Below are 14,206 nucleotides of genomic sequence, written 5' to 3' on the forward strand. Positions count from 1 at the left end.
ATGTCTTAATTTCTGCTCTCCAAACTATATTAGTTGCAATGGAATAGTCAAAATTGGTTGAAAAACCCCATGTTTTAAAACCATTGGATGTGCCAGTTGCAATGATGACGCCATTTTTATCTTCATAATATTCAGCTCTTACAGCAACAGCAGTTTTTTCTGTTGGCATATATTTCAAAATAATCGTTGGGTTGATCCACGAGTTCAAGGCTGACGAGCCCTTAGATTTTTGTTCAGCGCCAATATCAAATCCAAGAGTCGCACCAAATTTACTATTAAGCTGAAAAATTCCATAAAAATTATGGAAATAGCGCATTTTCTTAACACTATCAGGATTGTCGTTCCCAATAAAAGTGCTGCTATTCAAAGTCACTTTTGCGGACGGCTTATAAGTAAGCTGTGTACCAAATGAAGGAGAAGAATTTCCTTCAACACGTCGAATGCGTTGCCAACCATTCAGAACTAATGCGCTCACAAACCATACATCATTTTCTGATGTATAACTAACTTTGGCACCCGTTTCATAATAAGGCGCGTTATCCGCTCCGAGACTTCTGGTCAAATTCCAATTGTCCTTACCAATCGCACTTTCAAAACCTATATGTGAAGAAAATACACCAGCATCAAACCACAAGTTGTTATTTTTGGACAGCTTTAGGCCAATATTGCCCTCATAGATATTATTTAACACGCCAGGCTCGGATGCATAGTTAGCACTCATATAGCTACCGCCAGCTATTGCAAGATTTGCTCTAACATTATCTGTACTGTACGCCCCTTTCAAGAATGCCAAATTCACTGAAGCTTCATTATTTTTGTTATAGCTGTAAATGAATGGTGATTTTTTTCTACTAATAGGGTTATTAAAGTCGTTGCTATAGTATGTTTCTATATAACCAGACATGATTAACGCCGAATCAGGCCCCTGCTCTTCTCCCTGCGCAAAGCTGCCTGCAGATGAAGCTATCACTGCGATAGTGAAAATTAATTTCTTCATGAGAATTTTTCTTTACTAGTGAGCATATTCAGGTTTTGTACTGCCGCGCTAAAAAGTGCGCTCGAATGTTAGTTGAGAAGCGCATTTATTTTTCATTTTCGCTTCTTTGCTTAAACAGATTGCAATACCTGCAATGGCGACATCCGCGCCACACGTCGTGTAGCCAGCCATCCTGCCAAGGTCACCGTAATGATCCCACCGCCCACGCCTACCAACCAGATTAACGCACTCGAATGATAAGGAATTTCCAGTACTTTGATTGCCAGCACCCAGCCTAGCAAGGTTCCACCTGCTGCTGCAAATAGGCCACTCAATGCGCCCAGCACGGCAAATTCGGTCAGATGCAATCGTCGCAAATAGCGGCTATCGGCTCCCAATGTGCGCAGAATGGCGGCTTCATGAATGCGTTCATCTTGCGTAGCGAGCAGCGCGGCATATAGCACAGCCAAGCCACTCAACAAGGTAAACAGGAAGACGGCGCTCATGGTTTTGGCTATCTGGTCCATGATTTGGCGGACTTGTTCGATCACCGCGTCAGTATCTATCAGCAACAGGTTGGGGAACGCCTTGATCAACGCATCACCTGCCTGCGCTCTATCAGTTGGCAAATAAAAGCTGGTCAAGTAGCTGGTCGGATAATTTATCAGCAGGTCGGGGGCAGTTATTACGTAAAAATTCACTTGCATGGAATCCCACTGAACCTTACGCAGGTTTACCACTTGCGCACTGAATTGAGTGCCCGCCACATCATAAGTCAAGGTGTCACCCATGTTGATGCCCAACGTTTTGGCTATCCCCTCTTCCAATGACAACACCGATGACACGCCCCGCTCCCACCATACCCCCTGCACCAAGGCATTCTCAGTTGGCAAAGAATCTGACCAAGATAAGTTGAACTCACGTTCCACTAATCTACGGGCACGCGTCTCAGAGTAATTGTTCCCGCTGACCGCTTGATCATTGATTGCTATCAGCCGCCCACGCACCATGGGGAATAGATGTGGCGCGGGTAATTGCTGTTGTATGAAGAATTTTTTTATCGAGGCGAGCTGATCGGGCTGGATGTTTACAATAAAACGATTCGGCGCATCTGGCGGCATGCGGTCACGCCAACTTTCCAACAGGTCTGCACGCACGAAAGTAAGCAGCAGCAAGGCCATGCCGCCTAAACTTAGCGCCACAATCTGCAGCGCATTTGTACGCCCGTGTCTGGCCAAATTCGCGAAGACGTGACTGCCACGCAGGGGTAACCATGTCAAAATGTGCACGGCAAGCCATGCCAGCAGGCCAAATAACAGCATGCCAACGGTCAACCCCGCCAACACTGTCAAACCCAGCTTGAGTGACCCGGCCTGCCAAAGGAATAACGCACTCAGCACAGCAGCACCTGACGCATACAGCAAACCAGTGCGCGCCTGTGGCATACCCAGCTCACGGCGGATAACGCGCAATGGAGATACGCCTTTTAGCTGCCACAACGGCAAAAAAGTGAATCCAAGCAGTAGCGCCATGCCGCTGGCTACAGCCTGCCGCAATGGAAGCCAGCCCGGCGGGGGTAAAGTAGCCTCACGCATGGTCTCGATGGACTGAACCAGTGCAGACTGAGCCGCATAACCAAGCAAACCACCCAACAATACCGCGAGTACGCCAAGCAACAGAAACTGGTAAATAAAAATACGCAATACCTGCCCCTGAGTTGCCCCCAAACAGCGCATCATGGCGCAAGTGTCGAGATGGCGCTTGATGAAATGGCTCGCTGCCAGCGCCATAGCAACACCCGCCAGCACTACGGCAGTAAGCGCCGCCAGCCCTAAAAAATGTTCGGCACGCTCCAACGCAGTTCGAATTTCCGGACGTGCATCACGCACCCCCTCCAATTTCTCACCTACTGCCAACTGACCTTGCAGCCAGGCACGTAAATCGGCAAGCTGAGCCGAGTCACCTGCAAACAGGATTTTATAGTTGATTCGGCTGCCAGGTTGAACGAGGCCGCTAGTAGGTAAATCAGCCGCATTTATCAGCACACGTGGTGCAAAACTGGCAAAGCCTACAGACTGATCCACGTCGCGTACCACGCGGGCGCCCACGCGCATGTTAAGCGCGCCGATATCAACCCTATCGCCCAGCTGCAATCCCATGCGTTGCAGCAAACGCTTGTCCACCCACGCTGTACCGGGCGCAGGTATGCCTTGCGCAACATATTGGGTACCATCATCTATGTGTATTTTGCCGCGCAGCGGATAACCTTCTTCCACCGCCTGAATTTCAGCCAGCACATTTTGTTGATCATGAACCACCATGCTGGGAAAAGTCGCAACCTCGACCACTCGCATGCCCCGTTGTAGCGCAGTAGCGCGATAAACTGGTGGGAATGAATGTGTGGCGACGATTCGCAGATCAGCACCTAGAAGGGTAGCAGCTTCCTGCTGCAGAGCCAGACTAACCCGGTTGGCAAACAGGCCCACTGTAGAAATACTACCCACCGCCAGCACCAATGCGATCAGCAGCACGCGCCATTCTCCATTGCGCCAGTCCCGCCGCAGCATAAGCCATGACAGCTGCAATGTATTCACGGCACAATTCGTCCTGCCGCCAAATGCAGCTGCCGACCACACTGTTGCGCTAGAACTTCATCATGAGTGACTAATATAAGCGTGGTGCCTTGCACACCATTTAACTCCAGCATTAAATCAATGATATGGCCACCAGTGGCGGCGTCAAGATTGCCTGTAGGCTCGTCTGCGAACAGGATTTTCGGCCCTACAACAAAGGCACGTGCCATTGCTACGCGTTGTTGCTCGCCGCCGGACAAATGCTTGGGTAAATGGCTCTGACGCTTAGCCAGCCCCACGCGCTGCAAGGCATCTGTAGCGCGCTCGCGCGAATCAGATACTCCGTGTAATTCCAGCGGCAGCATTACGTTTTCCAACGCGGTCAAAGCTGGCAGCAACTGAAAGGATTGAAAAACAAAACCGGCTAGACGACCGCGCAAACGCGCACGTTCATCTTCATCGAAAGAAAAAATATCAATCCCATCAAGAAACACTGTACCGCTACTAGGCACATCCAGTCCGGCCAGCAGCCCCAATAGAGTGGATTTACCGGAACCGGATGCACCCAGAATAGCAAGACTATCACCCGGCTCGACGGCAAAATTGACATCATGCAAGATAATCAGAGGCTGACCACCACTTTCTACTTGCTTACCAAGTCTCTTTGCCTGCAAAATGGACGCCATGAAACTCTCTACTTTCTTTCAATCAATTATATTAAGTGCGTGTTGCTTGCTGCCCGGGATAAGTGGCGCACAACAACAAACCATACTGGTTTTTGGCGATAGTTTATCGGCAGCGTATGGCATTCCACGGGAATCAGGCTGGGTCAACCTGTTGCAGCAAGAATTAGAACGTAGCCATCCACAATATCAAGTAGTTAACGCCAGCATTAGTGGCGAAACGGTTAGTGGCGGACGACAGCGAATTACCCAAGCCTTGCGTCAGCACTCCCCCAGCATTGTCCTTCTGGAACTGGGTGCCAATGATGGCCTGCGCGGCAAGCCTATCGCCGATATCGACAAAAATCTCAGCGCTCTTATTCAACAATCAGGCAAAAGCAACAGAAAAGTATTGCTAGTGGGAATGCAGTTACCACCCAATTACGGCAAAAATTACACCGATCAGTTCAAGGCGATCTATCCCCGACTAGCGCAACATCACAATGTGGCACTGGTTCCGTTCATGCTGGAATATGTTCTACCTGAACAATTTCAGGCCGACAACTTACATCCCACAGCGTCGGCGCAAGCGCAAATCCTCCAAACTATTCTGGCCAAACTGAAACCTCTATTGAAGTCGAATAATTTTTAAAGGCATCGTATTTAACGAAGTTTGATACCTGCCTGAGTAGATAAACCTGGGAAAGCACTCGCCATTCCCGCACCGAAACGCTTGGCGAGCCGCTCTGCAATACCATCATGGGTAGTGAAATCAACAATATCTTCTGCCTTGATCACGTCGCGCGCCACGCTATCCACATTGCCCATCTCATCCGCCAAGCCTAACTCAATGCTCTTTTGACCAGTCCAGATCAAGCCACTGAACATATCTGGTGATTCTTTCAGGCGCTTGCCACGTCCTTGTTTCACCACCTCTATAAATTGCTGGTGAATTTCGGCGAGCATATTTTTAGCATGTTCCTGCTGACCCGCATTAACGGGTGAAAATGGATCCATGAAACCCTTGTTCTCACCAGCCGTCATCAAGCGACGCTCCACACCCAGTTTTTCCATCGTGCCGGTAAAACCAAAACTATCCATCAACACACCAATTGATCCTATCAGACTCGCTTTATTGACAAAAATCTTGTCCGCGGCCGCTGCCACGTAATAGCAGCCGGAAGCGCAGATATCCTCAATCACCACATACAACGGAATCTTTGGGTACTTAGCACGTAAACGGCGGATTTCATCATTAATATAACCCGATTGCACCGGACTACCACCGGGGCTATCCATTCGCAGGATCACCCCTTGCGTGTGCTTATCCTTAAATGCATCCTGCAGGCTAGTCATAACGCTGTCGGCGTTGGCTGAGGTCTCTGCCGCGATCACGCCATGCATATCCACCAGCGCAGTGTGCTTGCCGCTTAGCGGTAACTCGGATTTGCCTATCCAGCCCATAAACAAAAATAGCAAGATGCACAGATAGCCAAACGTAAGCACCTTGAAAAATATACCCCAGTGGCGCGCCCGGCGTTGTTCCTGAATGGCCGACATGGCGAGCTTCTCCAACACGCCGCGTTCCCAGTTGTTATTTTGTTCTGACATAATTATTCCTCAATATAAACTGCACCCAGTATATCAGGCGTATTCGTTAAGCCATGCGCGTAGCCCGACAAAATCGTCTATCAACGCCAGCGGTTCCAGGGCACGCAACTGATCTACCGGATGCGCGCCGTGCGTCATGCCAATCGAATCCACACCGGCGTTACGCGCCATTTGCAGATCATGCGTAGTATCGCCCACCATCAGCGCACGCTGTGCTGTAACTCCAAGCTCATCCATAATTTCCAACAGCATCGCGGGGTGAGGCTTGGAAAATGTTTGGTCTGCAGTGCGGGTAGCGTGGAAGTAAGACTCCATCCCGCTTGTTTGCATGGCCCGCTTTAACCCCTGTTGACTTTTGCCCGTCGCCACTGCCAGCCAGTGCCCTGCAGTATGTAGATGGGCAATTGTCTGCTGCGCTCCTTCAAACAATGGAATTGCCTCACCCTGTGAAAGGAAATGATGGCGGTAACGTGCCACCAGATCATCGCGCTGATTCTCCTGTAAATCTGGCACGGCTTGGCGTAGCGCCTCTTGCAACCCCAGGCCAATTACATACTTCGCAGCGGCATCACTAGGCTCTGCTAAGCCCATATCCCGACATGCGGCCTGGATTGAGCTCGCTATCACAGCTGTAGAGTCCATCACCGTGCCATCCCAATCGAACACTATCAAATCATAACGCTTAGCCATAGAAATCCACCAAAAATGAGGGGCAGATATTAGCATTATTGTCAGCCGGACAACCAATCAGGTTAAGCGCGACTTATTAGGAGTGCTCTTAATCAAGCAGCACGGGCGCGGATCACCTTAGCAAGAATGTCGCTGGTTATTGCTGTCCAAATGAACAGTTTTGATTTGTCATTGTGTGCAGTGATGTATTCTTTGAGGGTAGTTTCCAAGTCAACCACGTTGGTGAACTCTTCGCGGCGGATGCGCTTATCGATAGTATCGCGGAAAAAGCGTTCGACCTTGTTGAGCCAGAAAGCGCTAGTGGGAGTGAAGTGTATATGAAAGCGAGGGTGCTTGACCAGTCATTGCTGAACCTCGGGGTGCTTGTGAGTGGCGTAGCTGTCTACAATGAGGTGCAGTACCTTTGTCTTTTACGTTTTGCGGTGGATCATTTTGATAAACCGCAACCACTCATGATGGCGGTGAGTGGATGGTCATCGTCTTGCCCCGTCCGAGCTTGAGTGAAAAACTTGGCTGCGTGCGGTCGAGCGCCTGAAGGTAAATTTTCACATCTCAGCGAAGCACCAGCGCATGGTCGGGCGAATGAAGTTTCAGGCCGACGATGTCCTCGAGCTTTTGGGTAAAATCCAAGTGTTCCAGTGAGTAGCGCCCACGGGAGATTTTTTAAGCGTGGCACATACCAACTCTTTCACGTTGGCTATTTAGCGCGCCGTGCAAAGGCGTCCAATGCGAGTAGCCGTCTTGCATCAAATACGTGCATCAATTCGCTTACGGTTGCAAAAAATCCGCACCCGACCGAGCTTGTCCAACAAACGATTTAGATTGTAGCTCGCTTCACGATCACGATCTAACCTTTACCAGTTACACTCAATCTCTTGGGTATGATTCCTCGCGGCTTGCCGCGACTTTGTCTTTGATTTTGACTTAAACTGAATGGATGAGTGAATACATTCATAAGAAGCATAATGTAACGGTATTGCTGTACCACATAGTGTTCCAGCGAAGTATCGTCGGACGGTATTTAGTAAAAAGGTAGACGATGAGTTAAGAGACGTATGTATTGAGATAGAGAAGAGGTATGAGATCAAGTTTTTAGAGATAGGTGCGGATGAGGACCATGTCCATTTTTTGGTGCAAAGTGTACCTACCAAGTCAGTGTCAGAGGTGGTCAGAGTAATTAAGAGCATAACGGGACGAGAGATATTTCGTAGATGTCCAGAGGTCAAGAAGCAATTGTGGGGTGGAAAGTTTTGGACAAGCGGATATTTTGCAAGTAGCGTTGGGAAGCATGGTAACGAAGAGATAATTATGAAGTATGTAAGTGGTCAAGGTAAGGTATACACGAAGATACACGAGGATCGTCAACTGGCGCTGTTCTGATACCCTGCGGCTTGCCGCAGGGTAATTCATTTTCCACTACTTCGCCCCCTAACTGCTGGCTGAACATCATCACGCATTTATAGACCTCGCGACCTACCGGCCCATGGAGTATACGAAATCTGTACTTCGGAACCCATACCAAATGATATTGACAATGCCAAATAACATGCGATGCTCTTGCAAACCTGCTCATATCTTTTCCTTTCGTTAAGTGTTGTGGGGACAACACTCCGAAAGATAACTGTATGGGCAGCTACTCTGACAGGCAAAGCCAAACAGGTGATGACCACGTCCATAGGACGTGGTTTTTTAACTTTCAATAAAAAATTTATCAAACAAGTGTAAAAATTTTCGACAATGTCCGTCAACCTAAATCGTCTTGACCTAAAGTGGAACGAGTTAATAGAGGTAAATCTTGACACTACATTCTCAGTATAACTTAGCTCTAATTGTCCCATCCCACGTGACTATTTATCCGTCAGTAGCTAGCAGCCTGTCGGACTTAAAGAGTCGTAGCTAAAATTGAGCTGAGCGAGGGTAGATTTTGATGATTTTGCAGGGTAATAGTTGTTCTATTGCCTAAAAAAGCGGCGAAATATACTCCGCTCCGCTCAATTTGCAGCCGATTTCCTTTAAGTCCGACAGGCTGCTAGGACTAGTACTTTAAGGCACGGAGTTAGTGAAAGAACGATGGTTAAGTTTAAATCGCAAATATTTAGCTGCATCATCGTAGCGCGCTAAAATGATAGTACGGTTATAATTAAGTGGATTCAATGCAAGACTCTAATTAAAGGAATAACATGGGATTTCTGGCAAATAAACGAATCTTGATTACTGGTATGATCAGTAATCGTTCCATCGCTTATGGTGTCGCACAGGCGATGCAGCGTGAAGGCGCAAAAATGGCATTTACCTATCAGGGTGAGCGCATACGTGACCGAGTGTGCGAACTCGCGCGGGAATTTGACAGTGAATTGGTATTCCCGTGCGATGTAACTAGCGATGCAGAAATTGACCAACTATTTATTAATCTTAGCAAACACTGGGATAAATTCGACGGCTTTGTGCATGCGATCGCTTTTTCTCCTCGCGAGGCACTAGCTGGTGAATTTCTTGATGGATTTACACGCGAAGCTTTCCGAACTGCGCATGACATTAGTGCTTACAGCTTTCCGGCAATGGCTAAAGCCGCGTTACCCATGATGGAAGGCCGCGCAGCCGCGTTAGTGACATTAAGCTATCTCGGCGCGGTACGCACCATGCCACACTACAACGTGATGGGTCTAGCCAAGGCCAGCCTAGAAGCCAGTGTTCGCTATTTAGCAATGAATCTCGGCAACAAAAATATCCGTGTAAATGGTATTTCCGCAGGCCCGATCAAGACACTAGCTTCGGCAGGTATTGCTGACTTTAGTAAACTACTAAACTACAACGCAAAAAATGCCCCATTGAAACGCAACGTAACAACTGAGGAGGTCGGCAATGTTGCGGCGTTCTTGTGTAGTGATTTGGCCAGTGGAATCACCGGCGAAATCACCTATGTTGATGGTGGTTTTAACACCACAGCACTTGGCACAACTGAGCCATGACTACATTAGCTTACCGATTAAACAAACTGAGCGGGTTGAAAAAGGTTATTTATTTTCGACTACAGAAAAAGGCTTCATGGTAATGTCAGCGTGTTTTTTGGCATCCGCAAGATAGGCCTGTAACATTTCTTCACCCGTTATTTGACGCAGTTCTTGCACATAACGCGCTTGCTTCGCATCATCGATGTTGGCAACTCCTTTGATTGCATCTACACGAACCAGCTCGTAGCCATTTTGTACATTTTCAATACCCACATATGCCGGAAGAGTAGCCACGTCTGCTTGGAATACTTGCCGAGCCATACTATTGTCAAGCCCAGCATGTTGTTCGCGCGTAATAGCTGTCGGCTCAGTCCATTTTACGTCAACCTTCTCACCACGTTGCAACTGTGCCAACACTAGTTTACCCTGCTTGACCGCAGACTCTAGCGCTTGTTTGCGCAGTAATTTCTGGCGGATACTCTCCTTCACTTCTATCAACGAGCGTGTACTTACTGGCTTATATTCCAGCAACCGTGCAGCAAACAAAGTATTAGGTGCAATCTCGATGACAGCGCTATTACGCTTCTTTTTTGTCACATCTTCCGCAAAAATAGCTTGCAATGCTTTGTCTGTCCAAGGTAATGATCCGGCCTGTTTTTTACTCAACCAAGCACTTTTTTGTAGCGGCATTTTTACCAATTCTGCAGCTGGTTTTAGAGTGTCACTTTGCTCATATACAATATTATTGAATTTTTCTGCCAACTCAGCGAACATATCATTTGTTTTTTGTAGTTTTAGCCTCTGCGTAATAGCACTTTTCGCCTCATCAAGCGGAAGCGTTTTAGCGGGAATCACTGCCAGAAGTTTGATAATGTGAAAGCCAAAATCAGTTGGCACCAAACCGCTAATTTCGTCTACCTTAAGCTTGTATACGGCCTCTTCAAAGGGTTTGACCATCGCCCCATGACCAAACTGACCAAGATCACCTCCGCTAGCAGCGGAGCCGGGGTCCTGCGAATGTTGTTTAGCTAACTCGGCAAATTTATCCGGTGACTGTTTAACCTGCTGCAATATTTGCTCTGCCCTAGTCTTGGCAGCCTGCTTATCTGCATCGGATGCCTGCACAGCCACAGCAATCAAAATATGCGCCGCCTGGCGCTCTTCAGGTGAACCGAATTCATTCTGGTGCTCCTCGTAATATTTCTTAACTTCAGCCTCATCCACTGTCACTTGTGATTGCAATGCATCGGCTGAAAATGACACATACTCTACCTTCACCTGCTCATCTGTTTCAAAATCCTTCAGATTCATATCGTAATAACTTTGCACCGCAGCTTCATCCACACTCGCCTGATTAAGATATGACTCAAAAGAAATTTTTGTCACAGCAACAACGCGCTGCTGCTCATTCAAGCGTATTAAGTTATCCGCAGCAATCCGTGATGCATAGCCATTCTGCATATACGCATCTATCAATTGTCGCATATATAACTCTCGTGCCACATTTGACTCAAATATCAGCGGCGACATTTTCTCACGACGCAATACTGATTCGTAAAGTTGCTTGTCGAATTTCCCGTCTTTCTGGAATGCCTCAATACCTGCGATATTCTGAGCCAAATATTTCTCACTAACAGTCAAACCAATCGAACGAGCCTGCGACATCAATAAACGTTGGCTAACCAAATTGTCCAGAATCGAGCGTTTTATTTCGGGCTTATCAAACATAGCTTGGTCATAGTTACTACCCATCATTTTACGCATTCTGTCTTGTTGCTGGCGCAATGCTTGATCGAACTCTTCTTGATTAATTTTATCGCCGTTTACCGTAGCTAAAGTCTCACCAGGAGATGATTTATTGTAAGAATCCACACCCCAAAATGCAAACGTAAGAATAATGAGACCCAATACGATCTGAACGAATCGTTTGTTCCCATGCACGAAATCAAACATATTCACCGCCCGATAAAGTTTATTTAAAAAATGAAAAAGGCGAACTTTCGTTCGCCTAAATTTTGGCGGAGTGGACGGGACTCGAACCCGCGACCCCCGGCGTGACAGGCCGGTATTCTAACCAACTGAACTACCACTCCAATAATCAAACAGCTGGTGGGTGCTGAGGGGTTCGAACCCCCGACATTCGCCTTGTAAGGGCGACGCTCTACCAGCTGAGCTAAGCACCCAATAAAAGATGTATTCTACAGCATTCTCCGAGCCTTTACTAGAAATAAATTCTGGCAATCGAACTGCTTTAACCTTGCCCAATTCGTTGGCACTAGAATGTCAACTATTCCGTGAAATACATTTTCCTATTTAATGCTTAATCGCTGTAGCACGTCTATCCTCCTCGTCCGCCACCAAGATTGGATTGACTACTGGCGCATCCTTAGGTAACGGCTGAGGCTTGCGCTCCAACGCTATTTCCAACACCTGCTCGATCCATTTAACTGGATGAATATCAAGTTTATTTTTTACATTATCAGGAATATCAACAAGATCCTTAGTATTTTCTGCAGGGATCAAGACAACTTTAATACCACCACGTTGAGCCGCTAATAATTTTTCCTTTAATCCGCCAATCGCCAGCACTTCACCTCGTAGCGTAATTTCTCCAGTCATAGCCACATCGGCACGCACAGGGATGCCTGTCAACGCTGAGACTATCGATGTACAAATGCCTGCACCTGCACTTGGCCCATCTTTAGGTGTAGCACCTTCAGGCAAATGTATGTGTAAATCAGTTTTTTGATAAAAATCATCAGAAATACCCAAGCTACGGGCACGACTACGCACTACGCTAAGTGCGGCTTGAATCGATTCCTTCATTACCTCGCCCAATTTACCGGTGGGGGTAATATTACCTTTGCCCGGCAATACAGCAGTTTCAATGGTTAACAACTCACCACCAACTTCAGTCCACGCCAACCCAGTTACTTGACCAATCTGATTATTTTTCTCTGCGATTCCATAGCTAAAACGACGCACTCCAAGATATTTGTCTAGGTTACGAGTATTCACCATTACCTTGCTATCACGCCCTTTGAGCAACAATGCTTTCACCACTTTGCGACAAATTTTAGAAAACTCACGATCCAGCCCTCTCACCCCCGCTTCGCGGGTGTAATAACGCAATATGTCACGAATTGTACTTTCAGAAATACTGAGCTCTTCAATTTTCAACCCATTATTTTTAAGTGCCTTTGGAATTAAATAATGTGTCGCAATATTAACCTTCTCATCTTCCGTATAGCTTGACACGTGGATAATTTCCATACGATCCAAAAGCGGAGCTGGGATATTCATGGTATTAGCAGTCGCAACAAACATTACATCAGATAAGTCATATTCGACCTCGACATAATGATCAACAAAAGTATGATTTTGTTCTGGATCGAGCACTTCGAGCAGCGCCGATGACGGATCGCCACGAAAATCCATACCCATCTTATCTACTTCGTCGAGCAGGAACAACGGGTTTTTCACACCAACCTTGGTCATGTTCAGCAAAATTTTGCCTGGCATTGAACCAATATAAGTACGGCGATGACCACGAATTTCTGACTCATCGCGAACACCACCGAGCGACATGCGAATAAATTTGCGGCCTGTAGCCCGCGCAATAGACTGACCCAGTGAAGTTTTACCAACACCCGGTGGCCCTACCAAACACAGGATAGGCGCTTTCATTTTATTAACGCGTTGCTGCACTGCAAGATATTCAACGATACGTTCCTTAACCTTCTCCAATCCATAATGATCCGCTTCCAATATTTCCTCAGCAGATTTCAAATCATTGTTAATCTTTGACTTCTTTTTCCATGGCAAACCCACTAACACGTCTATGTAGTTACGCACCACAGTCGCCTCGGCAGACATGGGTGACATTAAACGCAGTTTTTTCATTTCGGCGTCGACCTTGACACGCGCTTCTTTAGGCAAGTGAGCGGCCTTGATTTTCTTTGCCAACTCTTCGAAATCAGCACCATCTTCACCTTCGCCCAACTCCTTCTGTATCGCTTTAACTTGTTCATTCAAGTAATACTCGCGCTGGCTCTTTTCCATCTGCCGTTTGACTCGTCCTCGGATGCGCTTTTCAACTTGCAAAATGTCGAGCTCAGCTTCCAGTAAACCCAACAAATGATCCAAGCGCTTTCGGACATCAAAAATTTCTAAAATTTCCTGTTTTTGTTCCAGCTTAAGTGGTAAATGCGCTGCTATCGTATCCGCCAGTCGGCCGGAATCCTCTAGACCAGCTAAAGATGTTAATGTTTCTGGTGGAATTCTCTTATTGAGCTTAACATATTGGTCAAATTGATTAATCAAGGCACGACGCATAGCTTCTGCTTCATTATCCAAGCTGTCATCGGCAGGGACAGGGTCAATATCTGCATCGAAATGACTTTTTTCATCTAGCACACGTAATATGTTGGCACGTTGCGTTCCTTCTACAAGAACTTTGACGGTTCCATCAGGTAACTTGAGCATCTGCAAAATATTAGCAATACTACCAACGCGATATAAATCATCTGCAGCAGGCTCATCTTTAGCTGCTGTTTTTTGCGCCACCAGTACAATACTTTTGCCCGCTTCCATCGCGGACTCCAGTGCCTTGATCGATTTCGCGCGGCCAACGAACAATGGAATTACCATATGCGGAAAAACCACTACATCGCGTAAAGGAAGTAGAGGAAAGAAACTGGAAACAAGTACATCAGTGTCATGCTCAGTCATGGCTGGAATTCC

9 protein-coding genes, 2 tRNA genes and 3 pseudogenes are annotated in these 14,206 nt (G+C 47.1%); 3 read left to right on the plus strand and 11 right to left on the minus strand.

The window, feature by feature from the left end; genetic code table 11:
- The 3 genes from MJ769_RS04015 to MJ769_RS04025 form a co-directional block, all read right to left on the minus strand.
- The coding region (locus MJ769_RS04015) for a porin (protein WP_239234543.1) at window positions 1-997 on the minus strand (997 nt) is incomplete at its 3' end.
- A 110-nt stretch (window positions 998-1,107) separates the two neighbouring features.
- Window positions 1,108-3,570 (minus strand): ABC transporter permease, encoded by a 2,463-nt coding sequence (locus MJ769_RS04020; protein WP_239234544.1) that lies wholly within the window; start codon window positions 3,568-3,570, stop codon window positions 1,108-1,110.
- A complete protein-coding gene (locus MJ769_RS04025; RefSeq protein ID WP_239234545.1) occupies window positions 3,567-4,235 on the minus strand; it encodes an ABC transporter ATP-binding protein in 669 nt (222 codons plus the stop codon). The genes MJ769_RS04020 and MJ769_RS04025 overlap by 4 nt, the downstream gene beginning before the upstream one ends.
- Between MJ769_RS04025 and MJ769_RS04030 the strand changes: the two genes are divergently transcribed.
- Entirely contained in the window at window positions 4,234-4,863 is a 630-nt protein-coding gene (locus MJ769_RS04030; protein ID WP_239234546.1) for an arylesterase, read from the plus strand. The genes MJ769_RS04025 and MJ769_RS04030 overlap by 2 nt on opposite strands.
- Before the next feature lie 11 nt (window positions 4,864-4,874).
- Here MJ769_RS04030 and MJ769_RS04035 read toward each other — a convergent pair whose 3' ends face one another.
- From MJ769_RS04035 to MJ769_RS04045, 3 genes and pseudogenes are all read right to left on the minus strand, one after another.
- Window positions 4,875-5,822, minus strand: coding sequence for a S49 family peptidase (locus MJ769_RS04035; RefSeq protein WP_239234547.1), 948 nt, complete (start codon window positions 5,820-5,822; stop codon window positions 4,875-4,877).
- Between the two features lie 33 nt (window positions 5,823-5,855).
- Complete coding sequence (locus MJ769_RS04040; RefSeq protein WP_239234548.1) at window positions 5,856-6,512, minus strand: HAD-IA family hydrolase; 657 nt, start codon at window positions 6,510-6,512, stop codon at window positions 5,856-5,858.
- A gap of 92 nt (window positions 6,513-6,604) precedes the next feature.
- Window positions 6,605-6,976: pseudogene (locus MJ769_RS04045) on the minus strand (transposase); the annotation flags it as partial.
- 473 nt (window positions 6,977-7,449) lie between these two features.
- Here MJ769_RS04045 and tnpA point away from each other — a divergent pair.
- Window positions 7,450-7,892: pseudogene (gene tnpA / locus MJ769_RS04050) on the plus strand (IS200/IS605 family transposase).
- A 31-nt stretch (window positions 7,893-7,923) separates the two neighbouring features.
- On the opposite strand, the pseudogene MJ769_RS04055 reads toward tnpA, so the two are convergent.
- Window positions 7,924-8,085: pseudogene (locus tag MJ769_RS04055) on the minus strand (transposase); the annotation flags it as partial.
- Between the two features lie 607 nt (window positions 8,086-8,692).
- On the opposite strand from MJ769_RS04055, the gene fabI reads away from it, so the two are divergent.
- Complete coding sequence (gene fabI / locus MJ769_RS04060; protein WP_239234549.1) at window positions 8,693-9,481, plus strand: enoyl-ACP reductase FabI; 789 nt, start codon at window positions 8,693-8,695, stop codon at window positions 9,479-9,481.
- A 45-nt stretch (window positions 9,482-9,526) separates the two neighbouring features.
- Here the strand turns inward: fabI and MJ769_RS04065 are convergent, their stop codons facing one another.
- The 4 genes from MJ769_RS04065 to lon form a co-directional block, all read right to left on the minus strand.
- Window positions 9,527-11,416 (minus strand): SurA N-terminal domain-containing protein, encoded by a 1,890-nt coding sequence (locus MJ769_RS04065; RefSeq protein WP_239234550.1) that lies wholly within the window; start codon window positions 11,414-11,416, stop codon window positions 9,527-9,529.
- Window positions 11,417-11,479: 63 nt separating this feature from the next.
- Window positions 11,480-11,556: transfer RNA gene (locus MJ769_RS04070), tRNA-Asp, on the minus strand.
- A 14-nt stretch (window positions 11,557-11,570) separates the two neighbouring features.
- Window positions 11,571-11,646, minus strand: a tRNA-Val gene (locus MJ769_RS04075).
- A gap of 130 nt (window positions 11,647-11,776) precedes the next feature.
- Entirely contained in the window at window positions 11,777-14,194 is a 2,418-nt protein-coding gene (gene lon, locus MJ769_RS04080) for an endopeptidase La (protein WP_239234551.1), read from the minus strand.
- Window positions 14,195-14,206 lie beyond the last annotated feature (12 nt).

It is taken from the genome of Candidatus Nitrotoga sp. BS (assembly GCF_927797785.1).
Taxonomy (GTDB): Bacteria; Pseudomonadota; Gammaproteobacteria; order Burkholderiales; family Gallionellaceae; genus Nitrotoga.